The sequence below is a fragment of the Paenibacillus sp. FSL L8-0641 genome (assembly GCF_038006265.1).
Classification (GTDB): domain Bacteria; phylum Bacillota; class Bacilli; order Paenibacillales; family Paenibacillaceae; genus Paenibacillus; species Paenibacillus polymyxa_D.
The window spans coordinates 3,311,001-3,330,741 of sequence record NZ_JBBOUW010000001.1; the positions used below are offsets into that span (position 1 = coordinate 3,311,001).

17 protein-coding genes and 1 other annotated feature are annotated in these 19,741 nt (G+C 44.6%); of the genes, 5 read left to right on the top strand and 12 right to left on the bottom strand.

Annotation, left to right across the window (positions count from 1 at the left end; genetic code table 11):
- Positions 1 to 92 precede the first annotated feature (92 nt).
- Positions 93 to 1,163, top strand: coding sequence for a calcium/proton exchanger (gene cax / locus MKY16_RS14835; RefSeq protein ID WP_029517643.1), 1,071 nt, complete (start codon positions 93 to 95; stop codon positions 1,161 to 1,163).
- 140 nt (positions 1,164 to 1,303) lie between these two features.
- Here the strand turns inward: cax and MKY16_RS14840 are convergent, their stop codons facing one another.
- From MKY16_RS14840 to MKY16_RS14860, 5 genes are all read right to left on the bottom strand, one after another.
- A complete protein-coding gene (locus MKY16_RS14840; protein WP_007431028.1) occupies positions 1,304 to 1,594 on the bottom strand; it encodes a YlaN family protein in 291 nt (96 codons plus the stop codon).
- Positions 1,595 to 1,735: 141 nt separating this feature from the next.
- Positions 1,736 to 1,978 carry an HPr family phosphocarrier protein gene (locus tag MKY16_RS14845; RefSeq protein WP_013310915.1) on the bottom strand — a complete coding sequence of 81 codons (243 nt, stop codon included), beginning with the start codon at positions 1,976 to 1,978 and terminating at the stop codon, positions 1,736 to 1,738.
- A gap of 89 nt (positions 1,979 to 2,067) precedes the next feature.
- On the bottom strand, positions 2,068 to 3,183 hold the full coding sequence (locus MKY16_RS14850) for an aminopeptidase (RefSeq protein ID WP_029517644.1): 1,116 nt from the start codon (positions 3,181 to 3,183) through the stop codon (positions 2,068 to 2,070).
- Between the two features lie 76 nt (positions 3,184 to 3,259).
- Positions 3,260 to 4,111 carry a hypothetical protein gene (locus MKY16_RS14855; protein WP_340955869.1) on the bottom strand — a complete coding sequence of 284 codons (852 nt, stop codon included), beginning with the start codon at positions 4,109 to 4,111 and terminating at the stop codon, positions 3,260 to 3,262.
- Between the two features lie 194 nt (positions 4,112 to 4,305).
- Positions 4,306 to 6,291 (bottom strand): sensor domain-containing diguanylate cyclase, encoded by a 1,986-nt coding sequence (locus MKY16_RS14860; RefSeq protein ID WP_340885835.1) that lies wholly within the window; start codon positions 6,289 to 6,291, stop codon positions 4,306 to 4,308.
- A 436-nt stretch (positions 6,292 to 6,727) separates the two neighbouring features.
- Here MKY16_RS14860 and rpsD point away from each other — a divergent pair, with 436 nt between their 5' ends.
- Positions 6,728 to 7,327, top strand: a complete 600-nt coding sequence (gene rpsD, locus MKY16_RS14865) for a 30S ribosomal protein S4 (protein WP_013310919.1) — start codon at positions 6,728 to 6,730, stop codon at positions 7,325 to 7,327.
- Between the two features lie 78 nt (positions 7,328 to 7,405).
- Here the strand turns inward: rpsD and MKY16_RS14870 are convergent, their stop codons facing one another.
- A complete protein-coding gene (locus MKY16_RS14870; protein ID WP_029517647.1) occupies positions 7,406 to 8,275 on the bottom strand; it encodes an AraC family transcriptional regulator in 870 nt (289 codons plus the stop codon).
- A 201-nt stretch (positions 8,276 to 8,476) separates the two neighbouring features.
- Positions 8,477 to 9,730 carry a tyrosine--tRNA ligase gene (gene tyrS, locus MKY16_RS14875; protein ID WP_165150271.1) on the bottom strand — a complete coding sequence of 418 codons (1,254 nt, stop codon included), beginning with the start codon at positions 9,728 to 9,730 and terminating at the stop codon, positions 8,477 to 8,479.
- A gap of 66 nt (positions 9,731 to 9,796) precedes the next feature.
- Positions 9,797 to 10,062: a binding site (T-box leader), on the bottom strand.
- A gap of 135 nt (positions 10,063 to 10,197) precedes the next feature.
- On the opposite strand from tyrS, the gene MKY16_RS14880 reads away from it, so the two are divergent.
- A complete protein-coding gene (locus tag MKY16_RS14880; RefSeq protein ID WP_340955871.1) occupies positions 10,198 to 13,221 on the top strand; it encodes a transglycosylase domain-containing protein in 3,024 nt (1,007 codons plus the stop codon).
- Positions 13,222 to 13,309: 88 nt separating this feature from the next.
- On the opposite strand, the gene acsA is transcribed toward MKY16_RS14880, so the two are convergent.
- Complete coding sequence (gene acsA, locus MKY16_RS14885; RefSeq protein WP_340955873.1) at positions 13,310 to 15,025, bottom strand: acetate--CoA ligase; 1,716 nt, start codon at positions 15,023 to 15,025, stop codon at positions 13,310 to 13,312.
- Between the two features lie 240 nt (positions 15,026 to 15,265).
- Between acsA and MKY16_RS14890 the strand changes: the two genes are divergently transcribed.
- Positions 15,266 to 15,898 carry a GNAT family N-acetyltransferase gene (locus MKY16_RS14890; protein ID WP_340955876.1) on the top strand — a complete coding sequence of 211 codons (633 nt, stop codon included), beginning with the start codon at positions 15,266 to 15,268 and terminating at the stop codon, positions 15,896 to 15,898.
- Between the two features lie 14 nt (positions 15,899 to 15,912).
- Here the strand turns inward: MKY16_RS14890 and MKY16_RS14895 are convergent, their stop codons facing one another.
- The 4 genes from MKY16_RS14895 to MKY16_RS14910 all read right to left on the bottom strand — a co-directional run bounded on the left by MKY16_RS14895 (position 15,913) and on the right by MKY16_RS14910 (position 18,730).
- On the bottom strand, positions 15,913 to 16,611 hold the full coding sequence (locus tag MKY16_RS14895) for a 5'-methylthioadenosine/adenosylhomocysteine nucleosidase (protein ID WP_025724019.1): 699 nt from the start codon (positions 16,609 to 16,611) through the stop codon (positions 15,913 to 15,915).
- Positions 16,612 to 16,725: 114 nt separating this feature from the next.
- Positions 16,726 to 17,733, bottom strand: coding sequence for a catabolite control protein A (gene ccpA / locus MKY16_RS14900; RefSeq protein ID WP_029517652.1), 1,008 nt, complete (start codon positions 17,731 to 17,733; stop codon positions 16,726 to 16,728).
- A 107-nt stretch (positions 17,734 to 17,840) separates the two neighbouring features.
- Complete coding sequence (gene ytxJ, locus MKY16_RS14905; protein WP_069010576.1) at positions 17,841 to 18,182, bottom strand: bacillithiol system redox-active protein YtxJ; 342 nt, start codon at positions 18,180 to 18,182, stop codon at positions 17,841 to 17,843.
- A 101-nt stretch (positions 18,183 to 18,283) separates the two neighbouring features.
- Positions 18,284 to 18,730 (bottom strand): hypothetical protein, encoded by a 447-nt coding sequence (locus MKY16_RS14910; protein ID WP_029517653.1) that lies wholly within the window; start codon positions 18,728 to 18,730, stop codon positions 18,284 to 18,286.
- A 338-nt stretch (positions 18,731 to 19,068) separates the two neighbouring features.
- Between MKY16_RS14910 and MKY16_RS14915 the strand changes: the two genes are divergently transcribed.
- Entirely contained in the window at positions 19,069 to 19,599 is a 531-nt protein-coding gene (locus MKY16_RS14915) for a type 1 glutamine amidotransferase domain-containing protein (RefSeq protein ID WP_029517654.1), read from the top strand.
- Positions 19,600 to 19,741: the final 142 nt, after the last annotated feature.

Below are 19,741 nucleotides of genomic sequence, written 5' to 3' on the forward strand. Positions count from 1 at the left end.
CTTATGTGCGATGGGAATCGAATTATGCAAAATGCTGAAGTGACAGCTTTCACCAAACTTGTACACATCTATTGATATCGAGGTGCTCTTCATTGAAAAAATGGTTATCTCCCGCTTTGCTTATAGCGACATTTGCTCTTAGCGCAGTCGCTCATTACACACATTGGAACGCTATAGCCCAATTTGTCATTTGTGCAATTTCTGTTGTATTCGTAGCCGGTTTCCTCGGCAGGGCGACCGAAAGTGTCGCGCATTATGCTGGCCAACGTTTAGGTGGATTCTTAAATGCCACCTTTGGTAACGCAGCCGAACTGATCATCGCCATCTTTCTTGTTAAAGAAGGTCTTTACGATATGGTAAAGGCCAGTCTTACCGGTTCTATCATCGGTAATCTGCTGTTGGTGCTAGGAGCAAGTCTGTTCGCTGGCGGTTTAAAGTACAAAGTACAAAATTTCAATATATCGCTGGCTGGATTAAGTGGTTCTCTGATGATTGTGGCTGTTATTGCCTTGTTCGTTCCAGCTGTCTTTTTGAACACACACGTTATCACGGATAGCGAATCAGATACGCTCAGCCTCATTGTCGCAGGCACGCTCATTGTCGCGTATATTGCGTGGCTTATTTTTTCTATGATTACGCATAAGGACTATTTATCTGATGTGACCGAACAAAAAGATGAAGAATTACCACATGAGCATGCCCCTGTATGGTCCAGAAACAAATCCATTGCCTATTTGATACTTGCTACCGTCATGGTCGCTTTTGTCAGCGAATGGCTGGTAGGTACGCTGGAGGTGTTTACGACCCAATTTGGGCTCAGCGAATTGTTCGTAGGTGCCTTCCTCGTCGCTATTATTGGTAATGCAGCCGAACACAGCGCTGCTATTTTACTGGCGATGAAGAATAAAATCGGTGCATCTGTCGAAATTGCTGTCGGCAGCAGTTTGCAAATTGCGTTATTTGTCGCCCCCGTGCTGATTTTTGTCAGTTACTTTATGGGAAACACGATGAATATTGTTTTCACCACAATTGAGCTGGTCGCCATTGCTGTCGCTGTATTTATCGCCAAATCCATCACCCAGGACGGCTCAACCAACTGGTATGAGGGACTCATGCTACTGGTAGTGTATGTATTGTTAGGTGTATCCTTCTTCCTTGTGTAGCTTTTTAAGGTTTTAAAATGTTCATTAGGATGGTGGAAGGGGATGCGCTTTTACCATCCTAAAAGAACATTTTATAAAAAAAGGCATCAAAAAAAGCATGCTCTCAAGCTCCGCATGCTCTCATCAATTCAACCGTCTTCCTAATTGGCCTTATTATTCATGGCCTCATATAGAATAGCCAGATTGCGTTCCAGCTCACTGACCAGCTGTTTACCTACCATTTCCGGAAGAAGTCCAGCGCGAACCGCAAAATCCACTTCCTTGGAAAATCCGTACATCTGAGTATCCAGCACTTCCTCATAGAGAGGGCAATAACGGGTTGCCAGATTCTCCATCTGTACTTCAATAAGCTTCTTTATTTTATCTGCATCTTCCTGAAGCAGATTAATAGCCTTGATATTCAATTGTTCCTGCAAATCAGATGAAGTCATGGATTCTTCCCCCCTATGTCTCAATGTCGCACAAGACGTCCTATCCTTAATATTAGACCAAATTGCAGGCTAATACAAGAACCTGACAAAAAAAGCATCCCTACAGTTACAGGTAGGGATGCTTTTGCTTCAAGAATAAAGTTAGCTGGCTACTGAAATATGAAGTCCGTGCTTCTCGAACACCTCGATGATCGCTTTCTTGGCTTCCTCCGCATCTGGTCCATGAACGTGTAGTTCATAGCTATGGCTGCTGACTAGGGTCGTAAACAAGCCCAGTATACTTTTCACATCAATATACTTATTTTCGGAATGAAGGACGATGGAAGAGGTGAACTTGCTCGCCGTCTGTGCAATTTCAACAACCGCCGCGTTATTATTGGACATAGAAACCCCTCGCTTTACTGAATTGTCATGTATCGTTACTCATCCATAATGATACATTGAAATCGCTTTCTCAGCAAGAACGGATATCGTTATTTTAAATTTTCAGGGTTTAATGGCTCCAGCTCAGGCAGTACAAAGATGCCATCTTTACGAATCAAAACATCGTCAAAATAAATTTCACCACCGCCATATTCTGGACGCTGAATCAACACCAAATCCCAGTGGATCGATGAACGATTACCGTTATCCGCTGTTTCATAAGCTTGACCCGGTGTAAAATGTAAGCTGCCGGCGATTTTCTCGTCAAACAAAATATCCTTCATTGGATGTAAGATGTGCGGATTAAACCCGATGGCAAACTCGCCAATATAACGTGCTCCCTCGTCAGAATCGAGAATATCATTCAGCCGCTTCGTATCGTTACTCGTTGCTTCCACGATCTTACCATTTTCAAAACGGAATTTAACATTTTCAAAAGTAATGCCATTATACAGGGTTTGTGCATTGTAGCTGATCGTTCCGTTAACGGAATCACGTACAGGCGCGCTGTATACTTCGCCATCCGGGATATTACATTGACCTGAACACTTGATAGCTCCAATTTGCTTAATAGAGAAATTCAAATCCGTACCCGGTCCACTAATCCGTACCTTGTCCGTCCGATTCATCAGGTCTGCCAATGCATCTTGAGCTTTGTCCATTTTTGCATAATCCAGATTACACACATCGAAATAAAAATCTTCGAACGCTTCTGTGCTGATATTCGCCAATTGAGCCATGCTGTCATTCGGATAACGCAGCACTACCCATTTGGTGTGTTTCACCCGTTGTTCGCTATGTACCGCATGCTGATAAATGGAATTATACAATTTCATTTTATCTTCCGGCACATCTGACAAATCATTTACATTTTCACCTGCACGAATTCCGATATAGCAGTGCATTTGCTTCATCCGGTTAAGGTCAATCTCAGCCCAGGTCTCCAGCATCTCCTTTGTCGCGTGACGAAGCATGGTGCTCTGTACCTTACGGTCTGTAAGTTGTACAAAAACATTTCCACCTTTTTTACCAACTTCATGAATGATGGCGTTAAGTAAGTCGCGCTCTGTACCAATCATTTCGATTAATACATTTTCTCCAGGCTGCACTTCAACAGAGTAACCTACCAGATTTTCCGCCAGCTTAAGTATTCTAGGATCTTTCATGTAGTGTCTCTCCTTCTCTATTTCATTCTTTTTGAACGATGGTTAATTCAAAATTCATTGTATCACGCCCGCCACGTTACTTGTAGTCCTCAAAAGTAACTCTGGTTATCAAAGCCTCTTGATGCAGATCTTCATTTTCTCCCTGTCGGGTAATCTGGCATTCGGATGAAAGCTTTAAGGGTAAACCTGTTTGGCGATCTATGGTCAAATGATACACCGTATGCACAATGGATTGCTCCAGCTGGTTATTCATATCCTCACAACTTTGCGCCCATATTTGGCTCAGCTTCTTTCGCAGCTCTCGATTCGTTCCTGTCTGCTGCGTTTTTAATATCACGAGTTGAGGGTTTAACGTATTCATTTCTTTTATTAAACGATCTTTCAACCAGCGCTTTGCCGAAGCAGATTCCGGTTCAATCCTCAACACCCAAGTTCCCCGGGCAGCTCCCGTTTCCATACGAATGCTCTTATTCAGTGTATTTAATTCCTCAAGCTCCTGAATCGGATTGAAGCGATTTAACATACCATTTCCAACCACAGGAGGATAACCGGATGTCAGCGAAACCCATTTCCCACTCTGACGAATAAAACGTTCCTGTGTAACATCATGCTCGGACTTACCTTGTTTCAGAGCTGTGTAGCCACCTTGCTTACGGAAAGCCTCTGCAGAACCCCAGTGCATGGTCAATTCATCGTGATTTCTTAGCCTACCGCGATATTCAAACTGCTTATTCGTTGGCAGACCACTGTCTGCTCTAATTGCAGTCCGTCCAGTAAACGTTACCATCTCTTTGCCAGCCATTCCTGCAACTGCTCTCTTAAAAATCTGCTCAGGCGTATATTGTCGATCCAGTGCACAACCACTTAACACACCTATTACAAGCAACACACCACAAACCTGCATCATCCATTGCTTTTTCCAATGCATCCCATCATCCGTCCTATCCTGAACATAACTGTACTCATGAGCAATAATCCTGCTTCAAGCCAGTTATGCTACCTGGTTCACTTCATCGTGTTATCCCTATAGTTCAATCATACACACGATATAGCTACGTTTAGGATTACCTGTCCGCAATGGGTTATACAAGACAAAAAGAGAACATTCCCTAGGAATATTCTCTACACATTGGCTACATGATCAACAACTATTCGATTGCGTCCTTCATTTTTCGCTTCGTACAAGGCCATATCAGCCCTATAAAATAAAGATTCAATACTGATCTGCTCGTCCAGCCAGTTCCATTCAGCAATCCCGCAAGAAACAGTCACCTGAGGCTCAGTTTCATGCTGTACGCGGTAACGTATTTTTTCTGCATATCCGAGCGCTTGCTGTACCCCCAGCTGCGGTAAATAAATGGCAAGCTCCTCGCCGCCCCATCTCGCACATACATCCTCATCGCGAGTCGCCGAACGAACGATATTGCTGACGCTTTTCAAAATTTCGTCACCCGTCTGATGCCCATGCGTATCATTCACCTGTTTGAATTGATCAATATCTACCAAAATAAGAGATCCACAGAAATCCTTTTCCTGATGTTGCTGAATGATTTGGTCCACATAATGACGTACATACAGACCTGTTAACATATCCATATTAGCCAACCGCCGCACCTCAGCGTGCAGCATAGCATTGGTTACCGCCAACCCGATATGAGGGGCTAGCATTTGCAACATTTTGTAATTATCGTAAGAGAAAAAGTGCGGAAGCTTGCTGGACAATAGTATAACCCCTTTAGGAGTACCGCTGGTCTTCATAGGTACAGCCATCAAAGACTGGGAGTGCGTCGCATCCATAAAATGAGAGGATATCTTCCCATCCTTTCTATAGTCCGACACAATCACTGGTTCCCCTGTTAAGCGTATTAGTCCAGCAAATCCATCTTCAAGAGGGTAACTTTCCAGTCTTAAGCTTTCCACATTACTCGACATGACCTTAAAACAGTTTCCATCCTGGTCAAGCTGTACAATACAACAAAAGTCCGCCATGAACATTTTTAATAACTCCTGCACGGCAAATTCAAATATTTCATTTAACTTCAGGCTCTGATTCAAGCGCTGAACCAGTTCATTAATGAGACGCAATTCATGGATAAGTACATTCGATTGCTCAAGCAGCTTTGCATTTTCAAATGCGGTGCCAGCCGTATCCGCCATCATGGCAATCAGCTCTACATCCACTTTTTTCATACTATCCGCGCCCGATGGAAGAATCATATGGAAAACACCGTATACGCCCTGCTTACCACGTAATGGGATGCCGATTTCAGTTATTTCATCTTGTGTACCGACAGGCTCATTCACAGCCATTTGCCCTTTCATAAATGCACGGACGCATACATCTTCGTCCCGTTCATGCAGCAGTAAAGGTTTGACCTGCGGATTGCGACTATGTCGATCCTGACTCATATACAAGGTGATATCTACATGGGGAAACAAATAGGCGATGCTCCCGAATACCTCATCCAGCACGCCTTCTACGTCAATTTTGTCATGCATCCGTTTTACAATCTGAAATAAAATAGAACGGCGTCTACCTTCATGATCGCTTCGATTCCGCATCCCAAGGACATCTTCCATAAATATGTACTCAAACTTCGTGTAAAAGCAGGATTTAAAATGTAAAGCAGCTGATAACAATGTGTCCAGATTTGGGACAGAATGTTGAGCAGGCCGTGTAAAACGAAGAGCGGCAAAGGGCTCGCTCTTGTAATTACGGCATAGTATGGGAACCATATACACAAACGCAAGGCTTCCATCACGAAGTTTGCGCTGGCTCACTTCCATCTCTCTAGATATGCAACAACGTTCGACCAAATCCAAATCCTCGTCATCATCTTCTTTTTTACCAGCAACACGAACACCTATAAAATTAAAAACAGCAGTATATTCTTCGTTAATCCAGGATATACCATTGCCCTGTTGTAACCAACTCCGATATCCTTGAACAAGCAGCTGGTTAATATAGGGGAAATCATAGGGTGTCATATCCATGTTCTGGAGCCAGGCAAAAGAAGTATATCCTTTATCATCAAACAGCGGAGCACCGCTAGCCTGGACCGTTTTACTGTCAAGCATTTGCTGATCCGTTGTTGAAAATTCCGACATATTAAGGCGCTCCTTCACAGCAAAATTAGCTGTACCAAGACAGCGGCTATACACCACTATAGCTCATAATATGATCTATTTTACTCCCAACTCTAGAAATTTGCATCCATTTTCCAGAAATTCGTCCCACTTTTTTAGTTCTAAAGCCCTATCGACAAAATTTGACGTTTTCATTCTTTTTCTCTTCTTGACATTGACCTACTCTTACATGTAGTATATATTATTGAAAAAGACTGTACGGCAGAACTATCTACTGTGCGGATCTTAAATTTTGGGCGTAACAGTTTGTGTCACCCTCATCTTTTTTGTTGCTGACAGGACAGCGGCTGAACTTTTCTGTCAGTAGTGCGTCTCACCTTAATAGGTAGCGCCGAACAAATTGGAGCGCAAAGAGAGCCCCAACTCAAATTTTAATTATGAAGGAGTTAACTCTATAATGGCACGTTACACTGGTCCTAAATTTAAATTGAGCCGTCGTCTCGGTATTTCCCTGAGCGGCACAGGTAAAGAATTGAAACGCCCTTTCCCTCCGGGACAACATGGTGCAAACCAACGGAGAAAAATCAGCAACTACGGTATGCAGCTTCAAGAGAAACAAAAGTTGCGTCACATGTACGGCTTGGGTGAAAAACAATTCCGTACCCTGTTCAACAAAGCTCAACACATGCACGGTATCGCTGGTGAAAACTTTATGTTCTTGCTGGAAAGCCGCCTGGACAACCTTGTATTCCGTCTTGGCTTTGCTAATTCCCGTGCAGGCGCACGTCAATTGGTAGCTCACGGTCACGTTACTGTGAACGGTAAAAAAGTTGACATCGCTTCTTACCAAGTAAGCCCTGGCGACGTGATCGGTCTTCGTGAAAGAAGTCGTTCCCTGTCTTCCATCAAAGAAGCTTTGGAAAACCGCAACCACTTGGTAGCTTACCTGGAGTACAATGACGCAGCTCTGGAAGGTAAATTCATTCGTTTGCCTGAGCGTGGCGAATTGTCCCAAGATATCGATGAAAAACAAATCGTCGAATTCTACAACCGCTAATCCCTGCATTAGCACCAAAAAGCACCCGAATTTATTCGGGTGCTTTTTTTATATTCCTTATGATCGAGCCTGAGAGTTTTATTCAATGGGGATGTATACTTTCATGCTCAAATGATCTGGATAGGAGGAATTCATCACGTCCGTAATTTCAAAATCTGGTCCCTCCCTCCGTTCAAAATTAGAATTAGGAAGCCATGTGCCATAGATAAAGTCTCGTATATTCTGAACCCGTCCATCTGAACCCGAAGCGTCAAACTCAGCATACTTCCCTGCTGGAATCTCCATATATATGAAACCCTCTGCCAGTTCATTTGACTCTTTTTCAACTGCCTCGCCCACCACAAATGAAAATGCACCATTGTCTTCAAATCGACAGGCAACCCCATATGACATTCCCGGTGCGATCTTGTTCGGGATACACATAAAATATTCATTGGCTCCAAAGTGCCCATAAAATCCTGGAATTTCTTTATAGTGCTGCTCATTATTCAGATTTGTTTTATATTCATACCCTATAATTTTGGTCGTTTCGAGCTGCAATATCACTGGCTTGTTCACATCCAAATCCCCCTTCGTATTTTTTTGATAATCCAGAAAATTAATTTTGCTTTGTCCAGGAAGCTCAATATCACTGTTACGATATTTCCCAGGGGTGATCCCAAAATTCTTTTCAAAAGCGCGGGTAAAGGCTTCTTGCGAGTTGTACTGAAACTCAATAGCAATGTCCAACACTTTTTGATTGGATTGTTTTAGCTGTTCAGCCGCCTCGGACAATCTTCTCCTTCTTATATACTGTTGAACCGTAAAACCCGAAATGGCCTGAAAAACCCGCTGGAAATGAAAAGCTGAAAAGCATGCCTGTGAAGCAATATCGGCAATTTTTAGATCCTCCCGGAGATTCAATTCAATAAACTCAATCGCACACTGAATTCGTTTAAAATAGTCCATATAATCCTTCCCCACACTCGTAATTGTTCTGATTATCGATCCTACACTCAAATTGTGCAACCCACGTTTTCATTATGTATAACTCTTCACCTACATGTTTGATTATTTGTGCTAAGTTTACCATGACTTTTCACTTGGCAGAAATAAAAAAGCAACGCTGAGATCGAGACAATCTCAGAGCTGCTTTTGAATATATTTTCATTATCCAAGCTTGATTTTAGCAAATTTCCGTTTACCTACCTGCACAATGTCGCCTTCCTTCGGCGTGTATGCTTCGTTCACATCGGTCCATTTCTCTTCGTTAATTTTGACCGAACCCTGCTGAATACTGCGCTTGGCTTCACCGTTAGATGCTGCAAAGCCCAGATGAGTCAGCAACTGGATCACACGAATGCCACCTTCTTCTAACTGATCAGCCGTCAAGGTGAACTCTTCAATATCGTCAGGCAGCGCGCGCTGCTGGAATACGGTCACAAAATGCTGCTTCGCTGCTTCCTCTGCTTCTTCACCATGGTACATGCGCACTAACGTTCCAGCCAGCTTCATTTTGGCATCACGTGGATGCACTGAGCCTTCCTTAACACCTTTCGCCAGCTCTGCCAACTCCTCGTTGTTGATATCCGTTGCAAGCTCAAAATATTTCAGCATCAGCTCATCAGGAACGGACATGGATTTTCCGTATATTTCGTTCGGCTCCTCATCAACACCAATGTAATTCCCCAAGCTTTTACTCATCTTCTGAACTCCATCCAGCCCTTCAAGCAATGGTAAAGTAATAGTAGCCTGTGGCTCAACTCCGTATTCTTTTTGCAGGGTTCTACCCATCAGAAGATTAAACTTCTGATCCGTTCCCCCTAATTCAATATCGCTTTGGAGAGCCACGGAATCCATGCCCTGCATCAGCGGATAAAAGAACTCATGGATACTGATCGGCAAACCGTTTTGGTACCTTTTGGTAAAATCATCCCGTTCCAACATACGGGCAACCGTTACTTTGGCCGACAGGGTTACTACATCAGCAAAAGACATTGGCCCTAACCATTCGGAATTGTAAAATACCTTTGTTTTTTCAGGATCGAGAATTTTAAAAATTTGTTCCTTGTATGTTTGGGCATTGCGCTGTACATCTTCCTCAGTCAGTTGCTTACGAGTCTCCGATTTACCTGTCGGATCACCAATTCTGCCTGTAAAATCTCCGATAATCAGTTGTACTTGATGGCCTAATTCCTGGAACTGGCGCAGTTTGTGCATAACAACCGTATGTCCGATGTGAATGTCGGGAGCAGATGGATCAAGGCCCAGCTTAATTTTGAGTGGCTCGCCGCTAACGACCGATTTGATCACCTTACGCTTCAGCTCATCCTCCGGTACAATTTCCGCTACACCCCGCTGTATCACCTCTAGCTGTCGTTCTACCTCTACCTGCTGCTCCGGCTTCAATTCTTCCCACTTCATCCTGTATACCTCCTATTTTTCATCCAAAATATTACATATTAGACAAACCAAAAAGCCCCTTTCATCCCAAGGGACGAGAAGGAGCTACTCGCGTTACCACCCTAATTAAAGAAACGCATGTCAAAGACAGACATTTCTTTCACTTCATTCCTATAACGGGCCTACACCCGGTACTGGATTACTATGGTGCTTCGCAAACCTGCAAAAGCTTTCCATTCATCCAGACAGCTCCAGACGGTAATTCAAAGGAGGGACGCTACCGATTCACACCACCCATCGGCTCTCTGTACAACGTGAATCCGCCTTCTACTGAAGTCTTTCTCTGCTTTTCACGATATTTACTTTGACCTATTTATAACACACTGCTTTTATGTAGTCAACGACACCAAAAGACAGGCTTTTTAGCATATGGGTTCATTTTGTAATTTTATGCTATAATAATGGCTGTTATAAAGGAGGAAGACTTAATGGTTGAAGAAAAAAACAATGTATCAGAGCCAAAGCCTTCCCGCTTGCGGACAACCATGCGAAGGCTCGGCCGTGTCATAAAGTGGGTCGTCATCATCGGTTTTATGGGGGCACTATTTGCAGGAGGAGCGGCCGCCGGCTATGTTGCTTCTATTGTAAAAAGCGAACCCGTGCGTTCCAGATCCATGATCCTACAGGAAGTAGATAAGAATGCAATTACAGGCTTCGCTTATTTCAATGATGGCTCTCCCATCGGACAACTCCGGACAGAAGAAGATCGAAGACCTGTCACGTTTAAGGAGATTCCACAACTCGTCATTGACGCAGTCATTGCCATTGAAGATAATCATTTTTACGAGCATAAAGGTGTCGATCTATCGGGAACACTGCGTGCTGTGAAGCAAAAGGCGCTGCATGAATCCGTACAAACCGGGGGTAGTACCCTCACCCAGCAGCTTGCGCGTCGTGTCTTTCTAAATCTCGATCGCACGGATGATCGCAAGGTCAAAGAAATTTTGCTGTCTCTGCGCCTTGAGCGCTTCCTAAGCAAGCAACAAATTATTACGGCCTATCTTAATAAAGTACCTTTTGGTAACGGTTCAAGCGGTTACAACGTCTTTGGCATTAAAGCAGCGGCCAAAGGTATCTTTAATGAGAATGATCTGAACGAGCTTAATATAGCCCAGGCTGCCTATCTGGCAGGTTTGCCACAGCTTCCTTCTTCCTATTCTGCTTACAACGGTAAGGGTGAGTTTAATGAAGCTGGCTTTAAAAGAGCCATCAACCGCCAGCACCTGGTGCTCAGTCGAATGCTGGAGGAGAACAAAATCAATAAAGCACAGTATAATGAAGCGATGGCTTTTGATATCAAAAAATCTCTCGCACCACGTACTGTTAAGGCTTATAACACCTATCCATATCTTATGATAGAAACAGAACGACAAGCTGCGCAGGCACTCATGTCTGTCACTAATCCGGGTCAAGCAGCTAATGCCAGTGCAGATGCCAAAACCAAGGACGATAATGATTTGCTCAAAGAAGCTGAACAGCAGCTTCGCACAGGCGGTTATATGGTGTACACCACCATTGATAAGAGCGTATACAAATCTATGCGTCAAATTGCAGAAAATAAGAATAACTTCTCTGCCACTAGTAAAACCAAGGGTGACGAACAAGCAGCGGCTATTCTGATTCAGCATAAAACAGGCGCCATTCTTGGAATGATGGAAGGTCGGGACTTCCAAAAGGAGCAGATGAATTATGCCACCCAGATGGTTCGTCAGCCGGGTTCGGCAATGAAACCGATTGCTGCCTATCTCCCTGCATTGGACAGCGGTCTTGTGCAGCCTGGTAGTATCGTGGATGATGCCCCTATTATTTTGAAAGATGGCAGTAATGGGTATCACATTCCGAAAAATTCTAACAACCGCTATCAAGGATTGGTCACGGCGCGTTATGCACTGAATCAATCGCTCAATACGGTAGCACTCAAGCTGTTTAACGAAAAAGTAGGGATCAGCAAAGCCTGGGCTTTTGCCAAGAAGCTGGGCATCACCACCTTGGAATCCAGTGATAACAACGCCCAAACGGGTGTACTTGGCGGCTTGGCCCATGGGGTGACCGTCGAGGAGCTTACGAATGCATATGGAGCCATTCCAAATGGCGGTGTGTTTAATGACGCCTATATGATCGAAAAGATTGTGGATTCGCAAGGCAATATTATATACAAGCATCAGCCTAATCCTGTGCAGGCCTTCTCACCGCAAACCGCCTACCTGATGACAGATATGTTGCGTACAGCCGTGTCGGAGGGCACAGGCAGACTGGTGAAGCGGAACTTTGATCAATCCGGTAAGATTCCGATTGCCGGCAAGACAGGCACTACGCAATCCTACACTGATGTTTGGTTCGAGGGCTTTACGCCTGACGTCACACTGGGTGTATGGGTTGGTTACAAGCAACCTGTCAATAAGCTTGAAACGAAAGTCCAAAAAGAGCGGGCTCGCCGCTTATGGGCTCTAATCATGAATGAAGTAACAACTAAAGATGCTCAGCTGTTCCAAACGGACAGCTTCAAGAGACCTGACGGCATTGTAAGCCGTACAGCATCCGCGTATGGTTCGGACATTTATAACAGTAAGTATCCACCTAAAAACAGTGAAAATGGTGTGAGTCGTGCGAAATATATTACCTACCAAGGTGTGAATTATATTCCACGCGATGGTACACCGGATGATATGTTATATGAACGGACCGTTAGGAAACGGGAAAAGTCAATCTCAGAATTGATTAAAGAGCTTCAGCAAGCCTTTAAGGTGATGAGACGACATAATTCGTTGTCCTACTATCTGCCTCAGGATGCAGATAAGGAAGCTCCTACTCAGATTGATCCACGCAAGGACGATGGAGCAGCTCCTAACGCTCCATCTAGCGTCAACGTAAGCTATAGTGATGGTAAAGCCATAATCAGCTTTAGCCCAAGCGGAAACAGCGACGTCGTAGGATACCGTCTGTATCGTTCTACAGATGGGGGGAGCTTCCAACGGCTTGGCAAGGTCGTTATGGCTGACAGCTCCAAGGTGTTCTCTGACAGCCCTGGGGGCAGCAGCTCTAGCTACTACGTGACCGCCGTTGATGTGGGCGGCCATGAGTCCGGTCCAAGCACGAAAGCAAGCGCAACACCTGTAGTGCCACCTGCAGATTCTGAGTCTCCAGACGTTCCGGGCGAGGGAGATGGAACAGGTGAGCAGCCTACAGAGGTCCCTACTGCCCCTGGACAGCCTCAAGCTAAAGCCGCAGGCTCATCCGTAGCGCTCCAATGGAGCGCAGGTAAGTCGGCGGACGCTATTACAGGCTATAACGTGTATTACAGCGAAAGCGGTGCGGAGCCTTTTACAAATATAGGCTCTACCGCATCTACCAGCTTTGAATATAAGTCGAGGAAAAAGCCAAAAGGCTGGTTTCGTGTCACTTCCATGAATGCCATGGGGGAATCGGCTCCTTCCGGAGCCGTCCGTCCATAACTGAAGACAAGAGTAGAAAGTGATAGGAGTCCCCTTAGCCATTAAGGCTTTGGAGACTCCTTTTTTTAATTCTAATATACACAGTACTTCAATCCTCTATGGTAGATAAGTCACCTGTAGGAAGGTTAAGCTCCCAGGCTTTCAACACGCGTCTCATAATTTTACCAGAGCGGGTTTTGGGTAACTTTTCCTTAAATTCAATTTCGCGTGGAGCAGCATGGGCAGACAGCCCTTCCTTAACGAAGCGATAGATGTCCTGCTGTAAAGCTTCAGACGGTGCATAGCCTTCACGCAGTGCAACAAAAGCTTTGATAATCTCTCCCCGCACGGTATCTGGTTTTCCAATGACTCCGGCTTCCGCTACAGCAGGATGCTCCAGAAGCTTGCTTTCCACCTCAAAAGGGCCGATTCGCTCTCCAGAGGAGTTAATGACATCATCAATCCTACCCTGAAACCAGAAATATCCGTCCTCATCCATGTAAGCTGAATCACCCGATACATACCAACCGGGAAAGCGGAAATATTCCTGAAACTTGTTCGGATTGTTCCATATACGATTCATCATGGATGGCCATGGTGTACGGATCGCCAAGTGACCCATTCGGTTAGGAGGCAACACCTGCCCTCTGTCGTCCAAAATAGCTGCTTGAATACCTGGGAGTGGCTTTCCCATCGAACCCGGCTTAATCGGCAGCTCAGGGTAATTACAGATCAACTGTGCTCCTGTTTCCGTCATCCACCAAGTATCATGAATGCGCTGTGTATATACTTGCCATCCCCATCGCACCACTTCGGGATTCAGCGGTTCCCCAACGGATAATACATGCCGCAGACTGCTGAGATCATATTTGGAAACAACCTGCTCCCCTGCGCTCATCAGCATCCGAAACGCTGTAGGAGCACTATACCATATGGTCACTTCGTGACGCTCAATCGTACGGTACCAGTCTTCCGGGCTGAAACGCCCCCCACGAATGACATTCGTCGCTCCATTTAGCCATGGAGCAAAAATACCGTATGACGTTCCCGTGACCCAGCCAGGATCAGCAGTACACCAATACACATCATCTTCCCGCAAATCCAGCACCATTTTGCCAGTATAGTAATGCTGAATCATTGCATTTTGCACATGATACACGCCTTTGGGCTTGCTTGTTGAGCCTGATGTATAGTGAATAATTAATCCATCTTCACGACCCAACCATTCAGGCTCAAGTTCCTCTGAGGACGTAAGCATTTCTGTCTCAAAATCGATAATTCCCTGCTCGCGTTCATCCATATCACCAACCACAAAAATATGCCGTAGCTCAGGAAGCTCCTCACGTTTTACCCGTGACAGAAGCGCAGGTGTGGTCACTAATGCCACTGCCCCACTATCCTCCAATCGATCCTTAACCGCAGTTTCCATAAACGCCTCAAACAATGGACCGACAACAGCCCCTACCTTTAGAACACCAAGTAAACTAATAACCAGCTCAGGTGAACGTGGCATGAAAATAAACACCCGCTCCCCTTTACCAATACCGTATTTGCGCAGCACATTTCCGAACCTGTTAGAGCTAGCACGAAGCTGAGAGAAGGTGTAGGTTTCATGACGGTTTGCGTCACAATACAATAGTGCCGCTTTCTCACCCCGTCCTTCCTGTACATGTCGATCAATGGCTTCATGTGCCATATTTACCTTGCCTGTTTCATACCACGTAAAATGACGCTCTGCATCCTCCCACTGAAAGTTGTTGTAAGCTTGTTCATACGGGCCCATGTTGGATGTGGGAACTACAGTCTGGAGTTCTTCAATCTTCATGCGTTCAGCCTCCTCACAATGGATTAATGAGAAATACACAGGACAAGATAACGCTTACAAAAATCAATAAAGCAGATAGATTCCTTTGGTTTACTGGTTGATTTAAATTGTGAACATTTTATGTCTAAAACAGTATATCATAGGTCACGATGTGACGACCATCCTTTTCATTTAATTGTTTTTTTGCTATAAGTATGGGATATGAGGAACGAGCTCATGGCGAACAAGGAGGGCGTACGTATGCAGCATTTAAAACTGTACCACTCGGATACGCTGAATCATAACGGACAAACAATCTATGTAGAAGGCCCCGTATCCGCGGATCAACTGCGTTCATTTCAAATGCACAAGCAATTAGATGCCTTTCGCAAACCAAAGGAGCAATTCGACGCGTTGGTGGATATTTCGGAACTGCCAGAAGGCAGAATTATCATTGCCCACAACGGGGAAACCCTTTTGGGATATGTTACTTTTCATTACCCAGATGAGATGGAGCGCTGGTCGGAAGCTGGCATGAAGGATTTACTGGAACTCGGAGCTGTTGAGGTAGCCGATGACTATCGTGGTCTAGGCCTGGGTAGCCGAATGATTCGGATTGCCTTTGAGGATGGACAGCTTGAATCCTATATTATTTTTACGACCGAATACTATTGGCATTGGGATTTAAAAGGCAGCGGTCTCTCCGTATGGGAATACCGCCGCATGATGGAGCGTCTAATGAAAACTGTAGATATGGTCTGGTACGCCACGGATGATCCTGAAATATGCTCACATCCTGCTAACTGTCTGATGGTACGAATGGGAAAGGATGTGCCCCTCGCATCACAAGAGCAGTTTGACCATATCCGATTTGTCCGAAGATTCATGTATTAAAAAAAATTATACCATTAGCCCAAATGCTTGAGCATGAACTCCACAATACGATGCGAACGATGTGAAGCTTCTACCGTAAATTCAGCATAATTAACGTGGGCCGATCCATCAGCCTTATCTGACATAGATCGTAGTACAACATAAGGCACAGCGTTCATATGAGCTGTCTGAGCCACAGCCGCACCCTCCATTTCGGTACAAGCGCCGTCCATTTCCTGATGCAATGCAGTCACTAACTCACGATTTGCAACAAATTGATCGCCAGAAAGTACCTTGCCGACAATATACCGATCGCCAAACGATTTGCAGGCTTGCTCAGCTAGACTTACAAGCTCGGGATCAGCCACAAACTCTGAGGTGTCCTGATAAGGAATGACCCCTCTGGCATAACCCAAAGGCGTTACATCCATATCATGCTGCATACATGTTGATGAGATGACAATATCCCCAATGTTTAAATCAGGATGAACCGCCCCTGCCACTCCCGTGAATATAATCTGTTCTACACCAAAATGATCAATCAGGATTTGTGTTGTTACCGCAGCATTAACCTTGCCTACACCGGATTTACAGACGACGACTCTTTGCCCGTGAATGATTCCTGTAGTGTAAGTGATTCCAGCCTTGACCGTCTTACTCGCTTCCGTCATCGCTGCCAGCAGCAATTCAATCTCTTCATCCATAGCACCCATTAATCCATAAAGTCGGCTCATTACGCATCCCTCTATTCTTAGTTTGATGATGATGTCCAGAAGAAGCTTTATATCCACGAAAAAAGCTCCATCAAAGGAGCTTTCATCGAAGGTATATCCTATTCAGCACTGCGTCTAGTCTAAATAATTAACTGACAACCGCAAAATAGTTTCATGCGGCAAAATAACGCGAGGGTTCTCCACGTTTTCCTTTTTCATCAGCTTGGTCAGCAAACGCATCGCTACCGCACCCAAATCGTACATGGGTTGCGCGACGGTTGTCAGCTGAGGACGAACCATAGAGGCCATACGAATATTATCAACACTGATTACCGAAAAATCATCAGGAACTTTCAATCCCTCATCCTGAATACTATGGATCGCACCAATTGCCATTTCATCCGTTGCAGCAAAAATCGCACTTGGCTTCTTCTTCAGGCCGAGAAAATATTTCATGGCTTCAACACCAGATTCATAACGGTAGTTCCCGATTCGCACGAGATCCTCCTGATAATCAATTCCGGCTGCTTCCAATGCTCTCTTGTAACCTTGGAAACGTGCATAGCCGTTTGCAGGGTCTTGAAGCGTACCACTGATCATTGCGATTTGACGGTGTCCATGGCGGATCAACGTGTTTACTGCATCAAAAGCAGCCGCTTCATGGTCAATATCGACCGAAGGATAGCTTCCTTTTTCATCACTCGTTGCACATAGAACGATAGGGACCGCAGCTGTATGGAACGCCTGAATATGCTCGTCCGTTACTGTACCACCCATGAACAGAAGACCATCCACTTGCTTTTCAAGCAATGTGTTGATGACACGAATCTCTTTTTCTTTTCGCTTGTCGGCATTACACAAAATAATATTATAGTGATACATATTCGCTATATCCTCAATACCGCGTGCAATTTCTGCAAAAATTGAGTTCGATATATCCGGTATAACCACGCCGACGGTCGTTGTCTTCTTGCTGGCCAGACCTCTAGCGACCGCATTTGGGCGATATCCCAATTGTTCAATCGCTTCGTACACTTTCTTGCGGGTCTGAGGTTTCACATTAGGATTATTGTTAACTACGCGGGACACTGTGGCCATTGAGACACCAGCTTCGCGAGCTACATCATAGATCGTTACCGTCACATTCCTTCTCTCCATTGCCAATAAATTTTCAACCGAATCCTAGATCAACTAATTAGAACCATGATACGACAAAATACTACTTTATGCAACGACAGCACACATTCTATCTATGTGAGATGATCGTGGAGTGCACGGGCTGTAATATTCGAATGGGATGTATGCCAAACAGCTTCTCCGCCCTTGATTAAAATGGCCTGCGGGGATTCATGCTTCACCTGAAGCCTGTCCGCGGTTTCATTGGACACCGGCCGATCTTCTACTACATAAATGATACCGTATTCAATATTTTCGTTGGGAGCGTCATGCAAATAGGACTCCACTTCCTGATATGCGCCTGCACTTATCGGACAACGTGTGCTATGTTTAAAGAGAAGCAACGGCTTGTCTGATGACGCTTCCAGAGCCGTATCTAATTGTTGAACAGTAGTCATTTTTGTCATCGTCGCCATTGGATATACATTCCTTTCTGTGTCTTGTCGTATGGCCTATTCCCATCGTAACAAAAAGAACATGTAAAATCCAATGGTGACCATGAAAATTTTCATATTTTTTAGTTTTTTGTATTTGTAAATACCGATTCACTGGTAAAACCGGATAATTGGACCAATTTTTTCTCTACATCATTCATCCAATCTTCGTCTCCCAGACTTCTCGCATAGCGATAAAGATCCAGTAAGAGATTAATTCGAAGCTCCATCCGCTCCTCCAAAGCAGATTGCCAATCTACATTGGGATTGTCCGCTTCCTCCAGTACAAGCTTGCGAATGATTTCTGCCAGTTCATTGTTGCGAGCAAAAGAAATTCTCCGCGCCGTAGGTTTGCTCCCTAGACTTTGTAATAGTGCCTTAATGTCCTTCGTCACATGCTGCAAAACCTCACTGGAAAAGCATGACGAGCATGAGAATACAGGGACGTGCAAAATTTCAACCTTGTCCGCATAGATTACCTTTCGCAGTTCCAGTCCCATCGGTTTGCCACATTGACATTGCTTATGCATTTAACCACCTCATTACGTAGGATCAAACTATACGAGGATCTCATCAGAATCCAAATATATCTATCTACTAGTCTAATAAATATTTGTTAACTCCATTAAATCTATCATACCTTGTTTTATTTCGACTTTGGGACTTCAAATCCTTCCACACGTTGCAGCTATGAACAAATTACCAAAGCTTTGGCGGGTCAGAAAATGACGACAATTGCCGTCAAAGAGCAGACTACTAACATAAGAATCTGCGAAGGAATGGACTTCGGGCGTTCTTTTTCTTAAGATGTAAAAGTACAGATTACAAAACAGAGGTGTCATCATGTGACGCACGAAAGGATGGTTGGATGTCAAGACTTGCCGGAAAAAAGGTTATCGCCCTAGTGGATGAGGAATTCGAGGATCTGGAGCTGTGGTATCCGATTTACCGTGTTCGTGAAGAAGGCGCAGAAGTGCATTTAGCCGGTGCGGAAAAGGGTAAAAAATATATTGGAAAATATGGCGTACCTGCCGAAGCGGAATATGCCTTTGAGGAACTGAATAGCAGTGATTATGACGGGATTCTTGTCCCTGGCGGTTGGGCACCTGATAAACTGCGCCGCTATCCCAAGGTCATTCAACTCGTACAGGAGTTTCATGCTGCTCATAAGCCAATTGGACAAATCTGCCATGCAGGCTGGGTACTGATCTCTGCTAAAATTTTGGATGGTGTTACGGTAACCTCCACACCAGGTATTCGTGATGATATGGAAAATGCAGGAGCTACCTGGAAGGATGAAGCTGTTGTGACGGACGGACATATTGTTTCTGCTCGTCGGCCGCCTGATCTTCCACCTTACGGAAAAGCGTTCTGCGATTTGTTAGCAGATAACACCTAAACCGAAATCACAACAGACTGTCAACAAGATGAAAAAAGAACCTTCAAAACCATGAATGAGGTGGTTTTGAAGGTTCTTTTTCGTCCAAATCATGCTACGCCATTAAGGTTTGTCACGACAAGTCTAACAGTATGGAGTTTTT

What these genes read in the sequence shown, in the direction of transcription:
- MKY16_RS14840 (WP_007431028.1), bottom strand. Translation starts at nt 1,594, where the DNA reads ATGACTTCATCTGATTTGCAGGAACAATTGAATATCAAGGCTATTAAT.
- MKY16_RS14845 (WP_013310915.1), bottom strand. Translation starts at nt 1,978, where the DNA reads ATGTCCAATAATAACGCGGCGGTTGTTGAAATTGCACAGACGGCGAGC.
- MKY16_RS14880 (WP_340955871.1), top strand. Translation starts at nt 10,198, where the DNA reads ATGGTTGAAGAAAAAAACAATGTATCAGAGCCAAAGCCTTCCCGCTTG.
- MKY16_RS14895 (WP_025724019.1), bottom strand. Translation starts at nt 16,611, where the DNA reads ATGAGCCGACTTTATGGATTAATGGGTGCTATGGATGAAGAGATTGAA.
- MKY16_RS14860 (WP_340885835.1), bottom strand. Translation starts at nt 6,291, where the DNA reads ATGTCGGAATTTTCAACAACGGATCAGCAAATGCTTGACAGTAAAACG.
- MKY16_RS14850 (WP_029517644.1), bottom strand. Translation starts at nt 3,183, where the DNA reads ATGAAAGATCCTAGAATACTTAAGCTGGCGGAAAATCTGGTAGGTTAC.
- rpsD (WP_013310919.1), top strand. Translation starts at nt 6,728, where the DNA reads ATGGCACGTTACACTGGTCCTAAATTTAAATTGAGCCGTCGTCTCGGT.
- MKY16_RS14870 (WP_029517647.1), bottom strand. Translation starts at nt 8,275, where the DNA reads ATGGACTATTTTAAACGAATTCAGTGTGCGATTGAGTTTATTGAATTG.
- MKY16_RS14855 (WP_340955869.1), bottom strand. Translation starts at nt 4,111, where the DNA reads ATGCATTGGAAAAAGCAATGGATGATGCAGGTTTGTGGTGTGTTGCTT.
- MKY16_RS14910 (WP_029517653.1), bottom strand. Translation starts at nt 18,730, where the DNA reads ATGCATAAGCAATGTCAATGTGGCAAACCGATGGGACTGGAACTGCGA.
- tyrS (WP_165150271.1), bottom strand. Translation starts at nt 9,730, where the DNA reads ATGAAGTGGGAAGAATTGAAGCCGGAGCAGCAGGTAGAGGTAGAACGA.
- MKY16_RS14890 (WP_340955876.1), top strand. Translation starts at nt 15,266, where the DNA reads ATGCAGCATTTAAAACTGTACCACTCGGATACGCTGAATCATAACGGA.
- acsA (WP_340955873.1), bottom strand. Translation starts at nt 15,025, where the DNA reads ATGAAGATTGAAGAACTCCAGACTGTAGTTCCCACATCCAACATGGGC.
- MKY16_RS14915 (WP_029517654.1), top strand. Translation starts at nt 19,069, where the DNA reads ATGTCAAGACTTGCCGGAAAAAAGGTTATCGCCCTAGTGGATGAGGAA.
- ytxJ (WP_069010576.1), bottom strand. Translation starts at nt 18,182, where the DNA reads ATGGCGACGATGACAAAAATGACTACTGTTCAACAATTAGATACGGCT.